Raw genomic sequence first — 19,453 nt, 5'->3', positions numbered from 1 at the left:
CTCGCCTAGGCTCGGCATGCCCTCACTCCGGCATTGCTCCGTGGGCCCGCCGCGAAGGGCCATCCATGGCCCAGCGCGGCTATCCCGGCATCCATGCCGGGATGCCCACTCCACAATGCCTGCGTTCGGCCATCGTGGTTAACGGGGCGCCCGAGATCAACGTCCACGCCGAGGCGGCCTTAAAGCCGACCTGGCTCTTCCAGTCGTACACCCATCAGACCTGTTTGAGCAGGACCTGTGGGAGCAAAGCTTGCTCGCGAGGCGGCCTGACAGCCGACCTGGCTCTCCCGGTCGTACGCCCATCAGACTTGTTTGAGCAGGACCTGTGGGAGCAAAGCTTGCTCGCGAGGCGGCCTGACAGCCGACCTGGCTCTCCCGGTCGTACGCCCATCAGACTTGTTTGAGCAGGACCTGTGGGAGCAAAGCTTGCTCGCGAGGCGGCCTGACAGCCGACCTGGCTCTCCCGGTCGTACGCCCATCAGAAACTGTGGGAGCGGGCTTGCTCGCGAAGGCGGCAGCACATACAACATGGATGCAAGTAGACCCACCGCCATCGCGAGCAAGCTCGGCTCCCACAGGGATCGGCGGTGGACACTGATCTTATAAACGACCCAAAACCAGTGTGGGAGCGGGCTTGCTCGCGAAGACGGCGGCACATCCAACGCTGATGCAAGCTGGTTCACCGCCATCGCGAGCAGGCTCGCTCCCACATTTTTTCGGAGTTGTTCTCAGGTATCGCATTCACTATAAATCCTCTGTGGGAGCGAGCCTGCTCGCGAAAATGGTGTGCTATCAAGATTGATGTTGGCTGACCCGACGCATTCGCGAGCAAGCCCGCTCCCACAGGAGAAACGCGGTCCCATCAAGAATCAGGTCGGCTCTTAGGCCGCCTCGTGGTGGACGTTGATCTCGGCGCCCCATTAACCACGCTGGCCGAACGCAGGCATTGCGCAGTGGGCAACCCGGCATGGATGCCGGGTTAGCCGCGCTTGGCCATGGATGGCCCTTCGCGGCGGCCCACGGAGCGATGCCGGAGTGAGGGCACACCGAGCCTAGGCGAGGTGCCGAGTGGTGGGGCAGGAGCGTTTTGCTTACTTTTGACTGGGCCGGCTTCCGGGCTTTTCAAAAGTGAGCCGCTGTAAGAGCGGAACCCTAAGTGGCCGTTACCGCAGAAATGGATATGTACCCGGTCAACAAAATCCTGGCCAGCTGTCAGACCGCCATCGCGAGCAAGCTTTGCTCCCACAGCCGCCGTGATCGACGATTCATAGGAGGCAACAACACGGTCAAATCCCCCCAACCACCGCAATCTCCCTGTAAACTCCGGCCTTTGCCCAACACCCAGGGAGTCGGCAATGTCGGGTTCGATCCTTTACATCCATGGCTTCAACAGCGCCCCAGCGTCGACCAAAGCCTGCCAACTGGTTGACGTAATGGCACGCCTTGGCCTCAGCGACCGGCTACAGGTGCCCGCCTTGCATCACCACCCCCGCCAGGCCATCGGTCAGCTGGAACAGGCGATTACAGAACTGGGGCGGCCGCTGCTGGTCGGCAGCTCGCTCGGCGGCTACTATGCGACTCACTTGGCCGAGCGCCACGGGCTCAAGGCCCTGTTGGTCAATCCTGCCGTGAGCCCGCATCGGATGTTCGACGGGTACCTGGGTACGCAGAAGAATTTATACACCGACGAAACCTGGGAATTGACCCACGACCACGTCACGGCCCTGGCCGAGCTGGAAGTGCCGGCGCCCCGGGATCCGCAGCGGTTTCAGGTATGGTTGCAAACCGGTGACGAAACGCTGGATTATCGCCACGCCCAGCAGTATTACCGCGCCTGTGCCTTGCGCATCCAGGCCGGCGGCGACCACAGTTTCCAAGGGTTTGCCCAGCAGTTGCCGGCGCTGTTGAGTTTTGCCGGCATTGGCGCCGATTTGTACCAGGCGATCGACTTCACGTCGCTGTGAGCCCATCGCCCCTTTTTCATTGAACACTGACGACGAGACCCCATGGCCACTCCCAGCGCTAGCTCTTATAACGCAGACGCCATCGAAGTCCTCTCGGGCCTCGACCCGGTGCGTAAGCGCCCCGGCATGTACACCGACACCAGTCGGCCGAACCACCTCGCCCAGGAAGTCATCGACAACAGCGTCGACGAAGCCTTGGCCGGGCATGCGAAGTCGGTGCAGGTCATCCTGCACGCCGATCACTCGCTGGAAGTCAGCGATGACGGCCGCGGCATGCCGGTGGACATTCACCCGGAAGAGGGTGTGTCGGGCGTCGAGCTGATCCTCACCAAGCTCCACGCCGGCGGCAAGTTTTCCAACAAGAACTACCAGTTCTCCGGCGGTCTGCACGGGGTGGGTATTTCCGTGGTCAACGCCTTGTCGACCCAGGTGCGGGTGCGGGTCAAGCGTGACGGCAATGAATACCAGATGACCTTTGCCGACGGCTACAAGGCCACCGAGCTGGAAGTGGTCGGCACCGTCGGCAAGCGCAACACCGGGACCAGCGTGTATTTCGCTCCGGACCCGAAGTATTTCGATTCGCCGAAGTTTTCCGTCAGCCGCCTCAAGCACGTGCTCAAGGCCAAGGCCGTATTGTGCCCGGGGCTGCTGGTCAGTTTCGAGGACAAGGCCACCGGCGAAAAAGTCGAATGGCATTACGAAGACGGCCTGCGCTCTTATCTGGTAGATGCGGTCAGCGGTTTCGAACGCCTGCCCGACGAGCCGTTCTGCGGCAGCCTGGCCGGTAACAAGGAAGCCGTGGACTGGGCGCTGTTGTGGCTGCCCGAAGGCGGCGAAAGCGTCCAGGAAAGCTACGTCAACCTGATCCCCACGGCCCAGGGCGGCACCCACGTCAACGGCTTGCGCCAGGGACTGCTCGACGCCATGCGTGAGTTCTGCGAGTTCCGCAACCTGCTGCCCCGCGGCGTGAAGCTGGCGCCGGAAGACGTCTGGGAGCGCATCGCCTTCGTCCTGTCGATGAAGATGCAGGAACCGCAATTCTCCGGCCAGACCAAGGAACGCTTGTCGTCTCGTGAAGCGGCGGCGTTTGTTTCCGGCGTGGTCAAGGACGCGTTCAGCCTGTGGCTCAACGCTAACCCGGAAACCGGCCTGGCCCTGGCGGAGCTGGCGATCAACAACGCCGGTCGTCGTCTGAAAGCGAGCAAGAAAGTCGAGCGCAAGCGCATCACTCAGGGGCCGGCATTGCCGGGCAAGCTCGCCGATTGCGCCGGGCAGGACCCGATGCGTTCCGAGCTGTTCCTGGTGGAAGGTGACTCCGCCGGCGGCTCGGCCAAGCAGGCGCGGGACAAGGAGTTCCAGGCGATCCTGCCGCTGCGGGGCAAGATCCTCAACACCTGGGAAGTGGACGGCAGCGAAGTGCTGGCCAGCCAGGAAGTGCATAACATCGCGGTGGCCATTGGGGTCGATCCAGGCGCCGAGGACATGAGCCAGCTGCGTTACGGCAAGATCTGCATCCTCGCCGACGCCGACTCCGACGGCCTGCACATCGCCACGTTGCTCTGCGCGTTGTTCGTCCAGCATTTCCGCCCGTTGGTGGACGCCGGCCACGTCTACGTGGCGATGCCGCCGCTGTATCGCATCGACCTGGGCAAGGAAATCTACTATGCCCTGGATGAAGCCGAGCGCGACGGCATCCTCGACCGTCTGGTGGCCGAGAAGAAACGTGGCAAGCCGCAGGTCACCCGATTCAAGGGCCTCGGCGAGATGAACCCGCCGCAGTTGCGTGAAACCACCATGGACCCGAACACCCGCCGCCTGGTGCAGCTGACCTTGGATGATTTCGAAGCGACTTCGGAAATGATGGACATGCTGCTGGCGAAGAAACGCGCTGGCGACCGCAAGTCCTGGCTCGAATCCAAAGGGGACCTGGCCGAGGTGCTGGCCTGATGCGCAACGGTGTCGCCCTGGCGTTGTGGCTGTGGGCCGGGATGGTAGTCGCAGCGCCGGCGCCGGAATTGAAGCTGTTGTCCGAGCACGCCGTCGACGGCATGCGCGGCGGCAACCTGTCGGGGCTGGCGCTGTGCGGCGGCGAGATGTGGACAGTGTCCGATCGCGACGATGACCGGATCTATCGCCTCATGCCCTCCGAGGCGTCGGTCTGGCAGGCTGAGGTGGTTGGAATCGAGGTGCCGGAGGTGCCGGACAACGGTTTGCCTTGGGGGTTGAGGTCGCGAACCTGGGCGGCTTCGTTCCTGCGCGGTGGCGAGCTGGATTTCGAAGGGATCAGTTGCGACAGCGACGGCAATCGTTATGTGGTCAGTGAGTCCCATGCCGCGGTGCTGCAGGTGCCGCCGTCGGGGCCTGCGTCCTGGTTGAAAATTGCCCCCACGTTGATCCGCCAGGCCCGCGCCAGCGGTACGCTGCTGCATTTCAATGCGCTATTTGAAGGTTTGGCGATCAACCCGGCCGGTGATCAGCTGTGGCTATCGGCTGAGCGCGAACGCCGTGGCCTGTTACTGATCAAGCGCCAGCAAACGGTGTGGGACTGCGATGGCAATTGCGTGTTGTTGAGCGAAGCGGGGCTGGAGATGCAGCCGGCGCAGTTCCCCAAGGCCAAGGCGGTTTCCCGGGATTTCGCTGACCTGTCATTGTTCAATGGCAAGCTGTTTACCTTGGAGCGCAATGCCTACCAGATCTGCCGGCGAGACCCGCAGACCGCCCAGGTGGAACGGTGCTGGTCGTTCGCCGCCGAGGCGTTGCAGGACAACCGTCGTTATCCCCAGCCTTATGGGCTAGCCGAAGCGCTGGTGGTAGATGCCGACGGGGCCTGGATCGGCCTGGACAACAACGACGGTACGCGGGCCGATGGCGAACAGCGGCCGATCGTCTGGCACTTTGCATCGCCCGACGGTGGCTGGAGCGGCTCGCCGTGAGCCAGCAACCACCGGGCAAGCGCGCCGGCCGGGGGCTGATGATCCTGGCCTGGTGCGCGGCGCTGTTTCTGGCAACACGGTTTTTTGCCCAGTGGGAGCAGCGGGAACTCAACCCCAATGCCCAGGTGCAGTCGCAAAAAGGCGAAGGTTTTATCGAGGTGAAGCTGGTCGGCAATCGGCAGGGACATTTCGTCGCCAGCGGCCAGATCAATGGCCAGCCGGTGGACTTCATGCTCGACACCGGTGCCACCGACGTGGCGATTCCATTGGAATTGGCCGAACGCCTCAAGCTGGAAAAAGGTTTCGGCGTGACCTTGAGCACCGCCAACGGTTTGAGCGAGGGCTATCGTACCCGCATCGACCGGCTGCAATTGGGTGACATCGTCTTGCGCGATGTCCGTGCCCTGGTGGCGCCCGGCCTGGGTGGCACGCAAGTGCTGCTGGGCATGAGCGCCCTGAACAAACTTGAATTTACCCAGCGCGACGGCACCATGCTGCTGCGCCAGACAACGAACTGATGAGGCCCGCATGAGCGACATTCTTGCAGACAGCTTAGACGGCGTAGAACGCCGATCGCTGGCTGACTTCACCGAAAATGCCTACCTCAATTACTCCATGTACGTGATCATGGACCGCGCCTTGCCGCACATCGGCGATGGTTTGAAGCCGGTCCAGCGGCGGATCATCTATGCCATGAGTGAACTGGGGCTGGATGCGGATTCCAAGCACAAGAAATCGGCGCGTACCGTCGGTGACGTGCTCGGTAAGTTCCACCCCCACGGCGATTCGGCCTGCTATGAAGCCATGGTGCTGATGGCCCAGCCGTTCAGCTACCGCTACACCTTGGTGGATGGCCAGGGTAACTGGGGTGCGCCGGACGATCCCAAGTCCTTCGCGGCCATGCGTTACACCGAGGCGCGGCTGTCGCGTTATTCCGAGGTGCTGCTCAGCGAACTGGGCCAGGGCACCGCGGACTGGGGGCCGAACTTCGACGGCACCCTCGACGAACCCCTGGTGTTGCCAGCACGTTTGCCGAATATCCTCCTCAATGGCACCACCGGCATCGCCGTGGGCATGGCCACCGACGTGCCGCCCCACAACCTGCGGGAAGTGGCGACGGCGTGCGTACGTCTGCTGGACGAGCCGAAAGCCACGGTGGAACAGCTCTGCGAGCACATCCAGGGCCCGGACTATCCGACCGAAGCCGAAATCATCACGCCGCGTGCCGACCTGCTGAAAATCTACGAGACCGGTCGCGGTTCGGTGCGCATGCGCGCCGTGTACCACATCGAGGACGGCGACATCATTGTCACGGCGCTGCCGCATCAGGTGTCCGGGGCCAAGGTCCTGGAGCAGATTGCCGCGATGATGCAGGCAAAACCGTCGAAAGCGCCGCAAGTGGCCGACCTGCGTGACGAATCCGACCACGAAAACCCTTGCCGCATCGTGATCATTCCGGTCAACAGCCGGGTCGACCACGACGCGCTGATGCAGCATCTGTTCGCCAGCACTGACTTGGAATCCAGCTACCGGGTCAACATCAACATCATCGGCCTGGACGGCAAGCCGCAGTTGAAAAACCTGCGGGCATTGCTGGTGGAATGGCTGGAGTTCCGGGTCAAGACCGTGCGTCGGCGCCTGCAATTTCGCCTGGACAAGGTCGAGCGCCGCCTGCACCTGTTGGACGGCTTGCTGATCGCCTACCTCAACCTGGATGAAGTGATTCACATCATCCGCACCGAGGAGCACCCCAAGGCCAGCCTGATCGAGCGTTTCGCCCTGAGCGAAATCCAGGCCGACTACATCCTCGACACCCGCCTGCGGCAGTTGGCGCGGTTGGAAGAAATGAAGCTGCGCGCCGAGCAGGATGAGTTGCTCAAGGAACAGGCCAAGCTGCAAGCCTTGCTGGGCAGCGAAGCCAAGCTCAAGAAGCTGGTGCGCACCGAACTGCTCAAGGACGCCGAGACCTACGGCGATGACCGTCGTTCGCCGATCGTCGAGCGCGCCGAAGCCAAGGCGCTGAGCGAACACGATCTGCTGCCGAACGAGAAAGTCACCGTCGTGCTGTCGGAAAAAGGCTGGGTACGTTCGGCCAAGGGTCATGATATTGACGCGACGGGGCTTTCCTACAAGGCCGGGGACGGTTTCAAGGCCTTGGCGGCTGGGCGTTCCAACCAGTTTGCGGTGTTCGTTGATTCCACCGGACGCAGTTATTCGGTGCCGGCCCATACCCTGCCATCGGCTCGCGGCCAGGGCGAACCGCTGACCGGTCGTTTAACACCGCCACCGGGTGCAACTTTTGAATGCGTGCTGATGCCTGATGATGATGGGCTCTACGTAATTGCATCGGACGCGGGTTACGGGTTCGTGGTCAAGGGCGAGGACCTGCAAGCCAAGAACAAGGCGGGCAAGGCGTTGTTGAGCCTGCCGAACAACGCCAAGGTGATTGCGCCGCGCCCGGTTGCTGATCGGGAGAGCAACTGGCTGGCGTCGGTCACCACCGAAGGGCGGTTGCTGGTGTTCAAGATCAGTGACTTGCCACAGCTGGGTAAAGGTAAGGGCAACAAGATTATTGGTATTTCCGGCGAACGGGTCGCCAGCCGTGAAGAATATGTCACGGATATTGCAGTGTTGCCGGAGGGCGCGACGCTTGTGCTACAGGCAGGCAAGCGCACGCTGTCGTTGAAAGCAGACGATCTTGAGCATTACAAAGGTGAACGCGGTCGGCGAGGTAACAAGCTTCCAAGGGGATTTCAGCGAGTCGATGCGCTGCTCGTCGAAAACCTCAATTAGGCGTACTAGAGGGCTCGGTCTGCGATTAAATGCCGCAGATCGATACTTTCGCGCTGGAGTCGGCGCGCATATTCACGGATGATAGGCCCTTTCAAGCGCCGGCGTGGCCGAGCGTTCTTCATAATGACCGAGTACTTTTTCACTGTGGCAAGCCTTGTGGCTGCCACCTGGACGGAACGATGACTGCTCTGCGCCTCCCTATTTTGTGGCTCGCCGGCCTGCTTGGCCTGGCGGGCTGCAGCATGAACCAGCCGGTGTCGCTGTACCAATTGGACAGCGGAACGCCGTCCCAGCCTGCGCAAAGCACAGGCATGGCCGTATTGCTCGGGCCGGTTCTGATCGCTGACTACCTGCAGCGTGAAACGTTGTTGCAACGCCAACCGGACGGCAGCCTGCAAGCTGCCACTGACGGTCGTTGGGCCGGCAGCCTGTCCTCTGACATCGATCAATTGCTGCTGCGCCAGGTCGCCGGGCATCTGGACAGCCAGCGCGTGGTGCTGGCCCCTGCGACCCAGGGCTTTACCCCGGACGTACAAGTGCTGCTGTCGATTACCCGCCTGGACTCGGGTAAGGAACAACCGGCAGTGCTCGATGCCCAATGGCGGTTGATCGACCGTCGTGGCAAGGTGCGTGAGAACCGCATCGTTCATCTGCAAGAGGTCCATGCCGGCACCACCGCGGCGCAAGTCCAGGCCCAGGGCGTGCTCCTGCAACGCCTGGCCGAACAGCTGTCCGTGTCGCTCAAGCCCCTGGCCAACCAGCCGCCTGTCGCTGAAGTGCCACGCAAGTCCGCGCCTGCCCCAGCCAAACCGGCGGGAAAGGAAAAGGACAAGATCCCGATGGCCTTGCCGATTCGTACGGACATGGAAGTGTTCAGGTTCTGATGCCTGGGCCGGATGCAAGCCAAAGCCCGCATTGATGCGGGCTTTGTTGTTTCTGCCAGTTGGATTCTCTGGTGCCTGTGCTGGCCCTTTCGCGAGCAAGCCCGCTCCCACACTGGATCTGTGGCTGACAGAATCCCCCTGTGGGAGCGGGCTTGCTCGCGATGGCGGCATTGAAGGCAACAAAAAAGCCCGCAGACAATCACTCATCTGCGGGCTTCGTCATTTCAAGTCCTGAGACTCAGGCCTGGCGCTCATGCATCCGCGCCAGTTGCCGCTCCAGCATCGATGGATAAGGCTCCATCAAGCGCTCCACGCAGCAGGCGCCTTCGGGGCTGGCGATGGGGCGGATGCGGGCGCGTTGGCGGATCAGGGCGTCGTCGTTGATCTTGCGCTCCACCAGCAGCAGGTTGCGGCTGTGTTGCGACAGCGCCAGGGCGTCCTGGGCGGTTTCGGTCAGCAGCAGGTCGATCTGGCTCAGGCCGAACAAGCCGTCACCCAAGGTCAGGCCCAATTGCAATTGCAGGGTGATGCCGCTGTCGGCGACTTCGATCTGCAACTGGTGACCCAAGGCGCGCAGTAATTCACCGCAGCAAATGGCATTGGTCAGGTAGTCGTCGCCGCTGTCCTCGGTGTGGAACAGCATCAGCGTGCTGCCGTCATTCAGGGTGTGCAATTCGCCCTGATAGAGCGATGCGGCCTGGTCGAGGCAGTCGCGGTAGCGCTCGAGTAATTCCTTCAGGCGCGCCTGGGGCAGGCGGCGCAGTTGATCCTGAGCACCCAACTGCACGGCCAATACAGCGCTGTGCTGGGGCAGGTCCGAAGCAACAGGCCTGGCGACCGGTCGAGGTGCTCCATCGATGGATTCGTCACGCAGGTCGGCGAAGGCGTCGTCGTCTTCCTCGTCCTCTACCGTGCGCACCACATGGCGTGGCGCCGGTTTGGAGGCGGGCATCGGCTGGCTTTCATCGAAGCCCGGATCACGCAGGTTACGCACTTCGAAACCCGGCTCGGCCTCGTCGTCCACGTAGTCGATGTCTTCAGGTTCCGGCACCGGCTCAGGTTCCGGCGCGAAGCTGGCGTGCAGTTGCCGGGCCAGGTCGCCGATTTCGTCCTGGCGCTGGGTGGCGGGCGTGTGTTCGTCGATGTCCCGCAGCCAGACGCGCAATTGCAACAGCGGCGTGGAGATGTGCCGCCCCAGGCGCAGGCTCAAGGCCAGTGCCAATGCCAGCAGGATCGCGCTGAGGATGCCCATGCTTTGCAGGCTGATGGTCATCGGTTGCTGGAACTGGTCCATGTCCAGGCTGATGCGCAGTTGCCCGGCGGTCACGTCCTGGAAGGTGATCTTGCTCTGGTACATGCCGCCGGACTCGCCCAGCAGGCCCGGCTTGGGCCGCTGTCCGGCCTCGGCGAGGATGCGGTTGTCCACACTGTAGATGGCGGCGTGGGCCACCAGCTTGTTCTTGGTCAGGTTGTTGAGCAGCACGTTGAGGCTGAGGATGTCGTTGGACACCAGCAGCTCGGTGGCGGACGTGGCAGTCTGGGTGGTCAGGCTTTCACCCAGGGCATCGGCCTGCTCGTGCATCGCCTGCTTGAACTGCAAACCCATCACGCAGGCATAGATGACCAAGGCCAGGGCGACCAGGATTACGTTATGGCTGGCAATGCGCAATGCAATCGGCACACGACGGTGACGCAGTGCACGGAAGATCAGCAGGAAGAAGTTGTCGGTTTTGACTGGCGTGGGCCGGTTCACTGAGCTCGGCTCTTTGTCCGTGAAATTGACGCGCAGTATAGCGACAGCCCCATGACCGGCAAAGCACTGGCGGTGCCCGATGGTCACTGAATGTGGGTAGAATGCGGTTTTTTTCCACCTGCGGGGGTGCGCCTTGCGCGAAATCGTCCTGATAAACATCACTGGCAGCGACCGTCCGGGTCTGACTGCGGCCATTACCGGCGTTCTGGCCCAGGGTGGTGTGAACATTCTCGACATCGGTCAGGCGGTGATCCACGACACGCTGTCGTTCGGCATCCTGGTTGAAATCCCGGACGCCGAACAAGGCAAGTCGGTGCTCAAGGACATCCTGTTCACCGCCTACAAGCTCGACCAACAGGTGCGCTTCACCCCGGTGTCGGAGGACGATTACCAGCAGTGGGTGGCCGGCCAGGGCAAGAAGCGCCACATCGTTACCCTGTTGACCCGCAAGGTCACCGCCGAGCAGTTGCAGCGTGTCAGTTCGATCACCGCCAAATATGACCTGAACATCGACCACATCGACCGATTGTCCGGGCGCATGCCGCTGGACACCCCGGCCGACAAGGGCAAGGGTTGCATCGAGTTTTCGGTGCGCGGAGAGCCCGCCGACCCCCAGGCGTTGCGTGCCGAATTCCTCAGCGTGGCCCAGGAGCTGAACGTCGACATCGCCTTCCAAGAAGATTCGCTGTTCCGCCGTAACCGCCGCCTGGCGGTGTTCGACATGGACTCGACGCTGATCGAGGCTGAAGTCATCGACGAACTGGCCAAGGCGGCCGGCGTGGGCGACAAGGTCTCGGCCATCACCGAGCGAGCCATGGCCGGCGAGCTGGATTTCCGCGCCAGCTTCAAGGAGCGCCTGGCCCTGCTGCAAGGCCTGGACGTCAGCGTGCTCGACTCCATCGGCGCTTCCTTGCGCCTGACCGAAGGTGCTGAAACCCTGTTCGCCGAACTCAAGCGCCTGGGCTACAAGACCGCCATCCTCTCCGGCGGTTTCACCTACTTCGCCAAGCAATTGCAGGCCAAGCTCGGCATCGACTACGTGTTTGCCAACGAATTGGAAGTGGTGGACGGCAAGGTGACCGGCGTGGCCGTCGAGCCGATCGTCGATGCCCAGCGCAAGGCGGACCTGCTGCGCGAACTGGCGGAAAAAGAAGGCCTGCGCCTGGAGCAGACCATCGCCGTGGGTGACGGCGCCAACGACTTGCCGATGCTGGCGATCGCGGGCCTGGGCGTGGCGTTCCGTGCCAAGCCGCTGGTCAAGCAGTCGGCCCGGCAAGCGATTTCCACCCTGGGGCTGGATGGGGTGTTGTACCTACTGGGTTTCCGGGATCGGGACGGGCAGCTCTGATCAATCTGTGGGAGCAAGGCTTGCCCGCGATGCAGGCGACTCGGTAGCTGAATGTGCAGTGGGAGCAAAGCTTGCTCGCGATGCAGGCGCCGCGGTTCTTTTGGACCGCGTTATCGTTCATCGCGGGCAAGCCTTGCTCCCACAGGCCTTGCTCCTACAGAGGGCTTTTCTTCGCAAAGGGTTGTGTGCTGATTGCCTACAGCGACTTCCACAACGAATCGAAATTCCCTTCCTGATCGCCGCCATCCCCGGTTTCGGCCGAGTCTTCCGGATGATAGGAAAACTGATTGAAGCTGTGGGTGCTGGTCACCCGGCGGTCCAGGCCGGCGCGGCGTTCCTGGCCGTTGGTGTTGATCAATACCCGCTGGCCCTCCTGGAACGGCAGGCGGGGGGCGATCATCGTCGGGGGCAGGTCAATGGCACTGATCTCGGGCAGCAACAGCCCGCGCAGGTAGTGACCATGCTCGTTTTCATCCCGGACCAGTTGCAACCCGCAAGGCTGGGCGTGGGGGGCGACCAGTTCGATACCCATTTGCATGGCGCCGTTGCGTACCTGGCGGATCCAGCGCACCACGGCGACACTCCAGGCTTGGTCGCTGGCGTCGCGGATGCCGATCATTTCCCCGGCTTGCAGTTGTTCCGGCACTTCCTTGGGCCAGCCTAGGCAGTAGCCGCCAGGGCTGTGGTTGATGATCGGCAGGTCGTAGGTGGGGAAGTGATGCTGGTTGTCGGAGTGACTGCCGTCGTCATCGCTCGGGTTGACCGGGTATTCGATTTCTTCGTAGGGCAGCAGGTCGTTGTCGCCTGTCGGGGCGGCGTCGAAAGCCTGGCTCCAGGTGTCGTTGGTCTTGCTTGGCGTGGCTTCGAAGCGGGCTTTGCGAGCAGTCGGGCTTTTCAGTATTTCGTTGAACGAGCGCTCACCGCCGAGGTAGTAGTGCAGCGCACTCATGCCCACACAGAGGGTCAGTGTGCCGTTGCCCTCGGTGCGCTGGAAGCTGCGCTCAGCCGCTTCGCCCCAGGCGGCTTGCAGGTGATGCAGCGTGTCGACACTCATGCCGCCGGGGATTGGCAAGGTGTTGTCGGCAGGCTGTTCCAAATGAGTGGCAATTGCCCGCACCAGTGGCTGTGGATCGAAGCCCTGCAAGGTCGGCTGCTGTTCGGCGCGGAACTTGGAGCGGTAGCGTGGCCCGACGTCCAGCTCCGGAGCGACCGCGAACAGACTGCTGGCGCTGGTGGCGGGGTCGAGCTTGACCCACTGGCTCCAGGATTCGAGCGCTTCGGTCAGTCGTCCGATCTGGCTCTGGCGCAATTGATTGCTGCGTGAAGCGCCCAGCAACAAGGCGACGACATAGGTTTGCTCGGCGTTCAATTGATGAACCTGGCTGGCCAGTTCGTCACTCACGCTCTGGTTCTGCAAGCGGTGCAAGCAGGCGATCCGGTACAACTGATGCAAATCGAGCCACAATCCCTCGGGCACTGGGCTGTACAGCTGGCTCGCACGCAGCAGCGGGCCGTTGAGGGCATGCAGCGCTCGTTGCAGCGCGGTGCTCAGTACGCGGGCTCGATCCTTGGTGTATTTCGGCGCGATACGCGCCACGATCTGTTTGTAGCCCATCGCCAGTTGGGTTTGCAGGGCCTGGCACAGGTTGACGATCTTGCGCGAGCGGTCGTCCAGCACGATGGCCTGTTGCAGGAAGTGCCGCTCCAGGTGCTTGCAGACGTAGTACACCTCGGGCCGCAGCAGTTCGAGCAGTTGCAGGCGATTGTCACTGGGGGTGAGCAGTTGGTTGAGTTCACCCAGGGCCTGGTACAACAATCGGGCCGTTTCGCCGATGTTGGCCTTGGGCAGGTTGGCGATCCAGCGCTTGAGGTCCTTTGGCGCAGCATCGCAGAACGACAGGCGTGATTGAGTCGGGGTGAGGACGCGCAATAGCTGGAGAGGGCTGGTCTCATTCATGCCGTGTACGGGCTCCGGCGGAAAATAAACGTGATGCTCCCAACTCTAGCAGTTGAGAGGCAGACGTGTTGCCTTGAATGAACTGTGGGAGCAAAGCTTGCTCGCGATGCGGGCGCAGCGGTTCTCTGTTAGACCGCGTCATCGTTCATCGCGGGCAAGCCTTGCTCCCACACTCCTACTTTCGCAGGCCTGCTCCCACAGGCCTTGCTCTCACACTCCTACTCTCGCAGGCCTGCTTCTACAGGGCTGCTTCAAGGGCGGCTATGAATCAGGCGTTTGGCAGTGCCAGGCCTTGGCCCATCTGCACCGGCGAACCGGCCACCAGGTCTTCGGCCCATTTCACTTGGTCCGGACCGAACAGCACGATGGCGGTCGAACCCAGCTTGAAGCGACCCAGTTCGGCCCCTTTTTCCAAATGAATTGGCGCACGGGCAGCTTCGTCGTAACGGAAGGTTTTCAGCTCGCGCTTGGGCGGAGTCACCAGCCCGGCCCAGACGGTTTCGATGGAGGCCACGATCATCGCGCCCACCAGCACCACGGCCATCGGTCCGCGCTCGGTGTCGAAGATGCATGCCACACGCTCGTTACGGGCGAACAGCTCCGGCACGTTTTCGGCGGTGGTCTGGTTGACCGAGAAAATCCGCCCGGGGATGTAGACCATCTCCCGCAGGGTGCCGGCCAGTGGCATGTGCACGCGGTGGTAATCCTTGGGGGACAGGTAGATGGTGGCGAAGTCGCCGCCCATGAACGGCGCTGCGTTGGCCGCGTCACCGCCCAGCAGTTCCAGCACGCTGAAGCTGTGGCCCTTGGCCTGGAATACCCGGCCGTGCTCGATCGGGCCGAGCTGGCTGACGGCACCGTCGGCGGGGCTGAGGATCGCGCCCGGGGTTTCGTCCAGCGGGCGGGCGCCATCTTTCAGCGCGCGGGTGAAGAAGGCGTTGAAGTGCTCGTAAGCCGTCAGGTCTTCTACCAGGGCCTGGGACATGTCCACTTGGTAGCGCTTGGCGAACCACGCGGTGAAGGCGTTCTTGAACCAGCGCACGCGGCATTCGGCAATGCAGCCGGCCAGCCGCGACAGCAGGTGGTGGGGCAGCAGGTATTGGGTGAGGATGAACAAACGGTTTTTCATTAACTGTCCTTAAGAACCTTCAAAGCTCGATGGGTGTGTCGGGGTGGTTGCCCCATTCGCCCCAGGAACCGGCATAGCCTTTGACCCGTGGATAACCGAGCGCCTTGGCCACCAGGTAGGTGAAGCCGGAGCGGTGGTGAGTCTGGCAGTGGGTGATGATTTCTTTGTCAGGCGTGATGCCCAATCGTTCGAGGATTTGCGGCATGTCCTTGCGGATGCGCAGGTTGCGCGCCTGGTCCATGCCGGCGGTCCATTCGAAATTGACCGCGCCGGGAATATGTCCGCCCCGGGCCGCGACGACTTTCTCGCCTGAATATTCCAGCGGGCCGCGAGCGTCCCAGATGGCCAGGTCGGCAGCACCGAGGCGGCTTTGCAGGTATTCACGGGTGGCGGTGGGGGCGTCGTGCAGCGTCAGGCTGACCGGCCCACCAACGGGCGCAGGGACGTCGATGGACACCGGCAGACCCTCGTCCAGCCACGACAGCAGGCCGCCGTCGAGGTAGTGGTAGTTCGAGTGGCCGATCACGTCCAGCAGCCAGATAAACCGCCCGGCCCAGCCGCCGCCTTCATCGTCATAGACCACGTAGACCGCATCCGGGTTGTGCCCGAGTTCACCGAACAGGGCTTCAAGGTCGGCCTTGGCCGGCAGCAGGCCCGGCGCCGGCGGTTGGCCGAGCTGGGTGCGCTTGGGGTCGACGAAACGTGCGCCAGGGATATGCCCGGTGCTGTAGCGGGCGGTGCTGGTCAGGTCCACCAGAATCAGTTCGCGGGCGTCGAGGCGCGGCAGCAGCACGCTCGGCTCGATCACCAGCGGCAAGCCAGAGAAGTCAGGCATGTGAGGTCTCCAGGGGCGCAAAGGGAAAGGATTGTAGCAAGTTCAGCGGCCGCGGTTGGTAAAGGTATGCAGGGCCCTTTCGATGCATTGCACGGTTTTGCCGAAGGCTTGCACGGTGACGTCCGAGAACGGCCCGCCGCCCTGGTCCACCGCCACCAGCATGATCACCCGGCCATTGCAGGTCAGTGAGCGCAACAGCAGGTGCTCACCGCGGAACAGGCTGCGCAGGCCCGGCGGTAATAGCGCCGAAAACTGCGCGTTGTTGTCCGGATTCAGGCGAACCTGGGCCTGCTGGGCCAGCAACCGCTGCAAGATTTTGCTCTGGCTGATGGTAAAGCTCATGGCCGCGGCTTCCTTGGGCAAACCGGCAGTCTGGTGCACGCGCACGCTGGTCTGGCTGCGGTCGGCCATCAGGATCATCACCCGGCGCATGCCACAGGCCGCCAGTGCGTCCCGTGCCGACGTGGTCAGGTGCATGGCGTTGAGGAAGGGGCTCGGCTCCACCAGCATGGCGGAACATTGCTTGCGCCACTGGCTCAGGTCCTGGGCGCTGGGTGGGGGGGCGGGTAGCAAGCCGGGGTGGATGCGACGGCTGCCCCAGGGCCAGATCAACGCCACGGCAGGGTGCCAGAGGTCCGGCATGGCGTGATGACGAGCGCTGTTGGCGGCTTGTTGGTGCAGCTGCTGCTGGACCTCATCCATCGACATCTGCAGATACAAACTGGTGAGGTACTGCCAGCGGGCGTTGTGAGGGCTGTCCCAGGCCTGTTGCGCCGCGAGGGCCAGGCCGTTGGCCAGCAACACGGTGTTGGCCGGCTGGTTGAGCCAGCGCCGCAGGGTTGGGTCGTCGTCCAGGCGATTCTGCTGGCGCAGCGGATGTTCGCTGTCCCGGGCGATGCGCAGGACTTTCACCAGTTCGCGGCGTTCGTTGAGCAACAGGCGATAACCTTGCGCCACCCAGATCGGCAAACGCCAGGTCTCCACCAGCGCCAGGCAGATCTCCAGCAGGCGGACGCCGAACAGTTCGCGCTCGACCTTGCGTGCGGGCTCGCCTTTATGGACGACTCGCAATTCCCATTCGCCAAGCAAGCGTGGGTGCGTCAGGGCCAACGGCCAGAGCGGCGACAGGAACAACAGGCTGCCCCAGTGGATGTCTTGCCACAGCCGCGCCAGGCGGCTGGCGAAAAAACCGTTGGCCTGTTGCGTGGCGTGCTGGCTGATCAATTGCAGCTGGCGCAAGGCAACAGGGATTTCGTGCCCCGGCAATGATGGCAGGCGGGCGAGCAACTCCTCGGTACGCTTGAGGCCGAGGCGGTTGATGGCCACTTCGAGATTTTCCGCAGGCTCAGCGAGGCTGCCATGGGTGTGATGGTTGGCCTCGCGGATGACGCTCAGGGCCAGCGCGGGGCTGTCCTGCATCAGGTCGGCGATGTCGCGCAATGAGCGACGGCTGTCGGCGAGGGCCTTGCAGACCAGGTCGTGGCTGGCCTGGGGCACCGGCAGATGCACGCCGTTGAGCAGCTTCACCCAGCCGTCGAGGGTGGTCGGTTGGGGCGTTGGAACCTTGGTTTCGTTAGTCATGGCTGGACGTGATCATCGTATGAATTCTCTACGCCCGGAACGGGGCTAATTGGCTTTTCGCCAGAACAGCCTATAGTCTGGCGCAGTTTTGCCGATAAGTAGAAGAAGAGATTTTTCAGCTTCCGAATATGACCTTGAACCCGACTTAAGTAAGTACTTTCTATCTATGGCTAAAATTATCGGCATCATTGTCGTGTTCGCGAGCGTGCTCGGCGGATACGTGCTCTCCCACGGCAAGATCGCCGCCCTGATCCAACCCTTCGAGGTGTTGATCATCGGTGGCGCGGCCCTCGGTGCATTCTTGCAGGCCAACCCTGGCTATATGACGATGCACGTGCTCAAGAAATCCTTGAGCATGTTCGGCTCGCGTTTCAGCCACACCTTCTATCTGGAGGTGCTGGGGCTGATCTACGAAATCCTCAATAAAAGCCGCCGCGAAGGCATGATGGCGATCGAAGGCGACATCGAAGACGCCGCCGCCAGCCCGATTTTCGCCAAGTATCCGTCGGTGCTGAAGGATGAACGCATGACGGCGTTCATCTGTGATTACCTGCGCATTATGTCGTCCGGCAACATGGCGCCCCATGAGCTCGAAGGCCTGTTCGACATGGAACTGTACAGCCTCAAGGAAGACCTGGAGCACCCATCCCACGCGGTGAACGGCATCGCCGACGGCATGCCAGGCTTTGGTATCGTCGCGGCGGTATTGGGGATCGTGGTGACCATGGCGTCCCTGGGTGAAGGCGATCAGGCGTCCATCGGCCTGCACGTCGGTGCGGCGCTGGTAGGTACTTTCTTCGGTATTTTGGCCGCTTACGGTTTCTTCGGCCCGCTGGCCCATTCCCTGGCCCATGATGCTAAGGAAGAACTCAACGTCTACGAAGCCATCAAGGCGTCCCTGGTGGCCTCGGCCTCGGGCATGCCGCCATCGCTGGCGGTGGAGTTCGGTCGCAAGGTCCTGTACCCGGCGCACCGTCCAAGCTTCGCCGAGCTGGAACAAGCGGTTCGCGGTCGCTAAGTCATGGAAAATAACCAGCCGATCATCGTCAAGCGCGTCAAGCGCATAGCCGGCGGGCACCATGGCGGTGCTTGGAAAATCGCCTTCGCCGACTTCGCCACGGCGATGATGGCGTTCTTCCTGGTGCTGTGGCTGCTGTCCACGGCAACCCCGGAACAGAAGATCGCCATCGCCGGTTACTTCAAGGACCCGGTCGGCTTTTCCGAAAGCGGTACGCCCTACATCATCGACCTTGGCGGCTCGCCGACCCTGGCGCCGGACACGACCCTCAATCCCGAGGTCAAGTCCCAGCCCCAGCCCGACAAGGTCACGGTGGATTCCGAGCAGGTCGAGGGCATGGCCGAGCAGGTCGAGCGCGAGCGTTTGGAGTTGCTGCTGCAGGAATTGCAGAACAAGGTCGAAGAGAACCCGGAGCTGCAGAAGTTCAAGGACCAGATCCTGTTCGAAATCACCCCGAACGGCTTGCGCATCCAGATCATGGACGCGGAGAACCGGCCAATGTTCGATTCTGGCAGCGCACGTCTGAAACCTTATTTCGAAGACATCCTGCTGGCCATGGCCGACACCATCAAGGCGGTGCCGAACAAGATCAGTATCAGCGGTCATACCGATGCCAAGCCTTACATCGGTAAGGGTGACTACGGAAACTGGGAGCTGTCCGCCAACCGCGCCAACGCGGCCCGTCGCGCCCTGGTGGCCGGCAGCTATCCGGACGAGCAGGTGGCACGGGTGGTCGGTTATGCCTCTTCGGCGCTGTTCGACCGCAAGGACCCGTTCAACCCGGTCAACCGGCGCATCGACATCGTGGTGTTGACCAAGAAGGCGCAGAAAGCCATCGAGGGCTCACAAACCGACGATCCGGCGCCCGATCCGGTTCCGGGCGAGGGTGCACCGGGTGAAGTGCCAGCGCCACAGGCTACGCCAGGTGCAGCGGTCGATCCGAATGCGCTGCCGGCGGACCAGCAACCCATACCGGCCCATGAGTTGCGCGAGCGGCTGAACCTGTTCGACGACACCGCACCGAAACCGGCCGAGCCGCCGGCGCAGTGACCACAAAAAAGCCGACCTCGATGTCGGCTTTTTTGTGAGGCCACTGTTCACTTGAGGATTGCTTGCCTTTGTGGCGAGGGAGCTTGCTCCCGCTCGGCTGCGCAGCAGTCGCAAGACCGGACAACTCGGTCTGGCTGGAGACTGTTGGGGCCTGCTTCGCAGTCCAGCGGGAGCAAGCTCCCTCGCCACAAAAGTGATCGGCTTGATA

The 19,453-nt window shown here is 62.5% G+C and carries 14 protein-coding genes and 1 pseudogene; 10 read left to right on the top strand and 5 right to left on the bottom strand.

The genetic code is table 11. The annotated features are described in order from the left end of the window. Positions 1-65: 65 nt before the first annotated feature. From J3361_RS29515 to J3361_RS14755, 7 genes and pseudogenes are all read left to right on the top strand, one after another. Positions 66-179, top strand: a pseudogene (locus J3361_RS29515) (nucleoid-structuring protein H-NS); the annotation flags it as partial. 1,176 nt (positions 180-1,355) lie between these two features. Further along, complete coding sequence (locus J3361_RS14780) at positions 1,356-1,964, top strand: YqiA/YcfP family alpha/beta fold hydrolase (RefSeq protein ID WP_207965204.1); 609 nt, start codon at positions 1,356-1,358, stop codon at positions 1,962-1,964. A 42-nt stretch (positions 1,965-2,006) separates the two neighbouring features. Then, positions 2,007-3,911: a DNA topoisomerase IV subunit B gene (parE, locus tag J3361_RS14775; RefSeq protein ID WP_053181455.1), complete on the top strand. Its 1,905-nt coding sequence runs from the start codon at positions 2,007-2,009 to the stop codon at positions 3,909-3,911. Beyond that, positions 3,911-4,897 (top strand): esterase-like activity of phytase family protein, encoded by a 987-nt coding sequence (locus tag J3361_RS14770; RefSeq protein WP_207965203.1) that lies wholly within the window; start codon positions 3,911-3,913, stop codon positions 4,895-4,897. Before parE ends, J3361_RS14770 begins: the two co-directional genes overlap by 1 nt. Continuing rightward, on the top strand, positions 4,894-5,415 hold the full coding sequence (locus J3361_RS14765) for a TIGR02281 family clan AA aspartic protease (protein WP_207965202.1): 522 nt from the start codon (positions 4,894-4,896) through the stop codon (positions 5,413-5,415). Before J3361_RS14770 ends, J3361_RS14765 begins: the two co-directional genes overlap by 4 nt. 10 nt (positions 5,416-5,425) lie before the next feature. Beyond that, entirely contained in the window at positions 5,426-7,690 is a 2,265-nt protein-coding gene (gene parC / locus J3361_RS14760) for a DNA topoisomerase IV subunit A (RefSeq protein WP_053117862.1), read from the top strand. 179 nt (positions 7,691-7,869) lie between these two features. Further along, positions 7,870-8,574, top strand: a complete 705-nt coding sequence (locus J3361_RS14755; RefSeq protein ID WP_207965201.1) for a PqiC family protein — start codon at positions 7,870-7,872, stop codon at positions 8,572-8,574. 238 nt (positions 8,575-8,812) lie between these two features. Here the strand turns inward: J3361_RS14755 and J3361_RS14750 are convergent, their stop codons facing one another. After that, positions 8,813-10,327: an AhpA/YtjB family protein gene (locus tag J3361_RS14750; protein WP_207965200.1), complete on the bottom strand. Its 1,515-nt coding sequence runs from the start codon at positions 10,325-10,327 to the stop codon at positions 8,813-8,815. 133 nt (positions 10,328-10,460) lie between these two features. On the opposite strand from J3361_RS14750, the gene serB reads away from it, so the two are divergent. Further along, positions 10,461-11,675 carry a phosphoserine phosphatase SerB gene (gene serB / locus J3361_RS14745; protein ID WP_207965199.1) on the top strand — a complete coding sequence of 405 codons (1,215 nt, stop codon included), beginning with the start codon at positions 10,461-10,463 and terminating at the stop codon, positions 11,673-11,675. A gap of 196 nt (positions 11,676-11,871) precedes the next feature. On the opposite strand, the gene J3361_RS14740 is transcribed toward serB, so the two are convergent. The 4 genes from J3361_RS14740 to J3361_RS14725 form a co-directional block, all read right to left on the bottom strand. Beyond that, on the bottom strand, positions 11,872-13,632 hold the full coding sequence (locus J3361_RS14740; RefSeq protein WP_207965198.1) for a molecular chaperone: 1,761 nt from the start codon (positions 13,630-13,632) through the stop codon (positions 11,872-11,874). 268 nt (positions 13,633-13,900) lie between these two features. Next, positions 13,901-14,761 (bottom strand): archaetidylserine decarboxylase, encoded by an 861-nt coding sequence (gene asd / locus J3361_RS14735; RefSeq protein ID WP_207965197.1) that lies wholly within the window; start codon positions 14,759-14,761, stop codon positions 13,901-13,903. 19 nt (positions 14,762-14,780) lie between these two features. After that, positions 14,781-15,596, bottom strand: coding sequence for a rhodanese-like domain-containing protein (locus tag J3361_RS14730; RefSeq protein ID WP_207965196.1), 816 nt, complete (start codon positions 15,594-15,596; stop codon positions 14,781-14,783). A gap of 42 nt (positions 15,597-15,638) precedes the next feature. Then, entirely contained in the window at positions 15,639-17,177 is a 1,539-nt protein-coding gene (locus tag J3361_RS14725; RefSeq protein WP_207965195.1) for an HDOD domain-containing protein, read from the bottom strand. Between the two features lie 166 nt (positions 17,178-17,343). On the opposite strand from J3361_RS14725, the gene motA reads away from it, so the two are divergent. Then, entirely contained in the window at positions 17,344-18,195 is an 852-nt protein-coding gene (gene motA / locus J3361_RS14720) for a flagellar motor stator protein MotA (protein WP_207965194.1), read from the top strand. 3 nt (positions 18,196-18,198) lie between these two features. Then, positions 18,199-19,245: a flagellar motor protein MotB gene (gene motB, locus J3361_RS14715; protein WP_207965193.1), complete on the top strand. Its 1,047-nt coding sequence runs from the start codon at positions 18,199-18,201 to the stop codon at positions 19,243-19,245. Positions 19,246-19,453 lie beyond the last annotated feature (208 nt).

The sequence above is a fragment of the Pseudomonas sp. OA65 genome, assembly GCF_017498305.1.
Classification (GTDB): Bacteria; Pseudomonadota; Gammaproteobacteria; order Pseudomonadales; family Pseudomonadaceae; genus Aquipseudomonas; species Aquipseudomonas zanjanensis.
The sequence above is the reverse complement of the archived record's forward strand: the minus strand, read 5'-3'. Positions and strand labels throughout refer to the sequence as shown.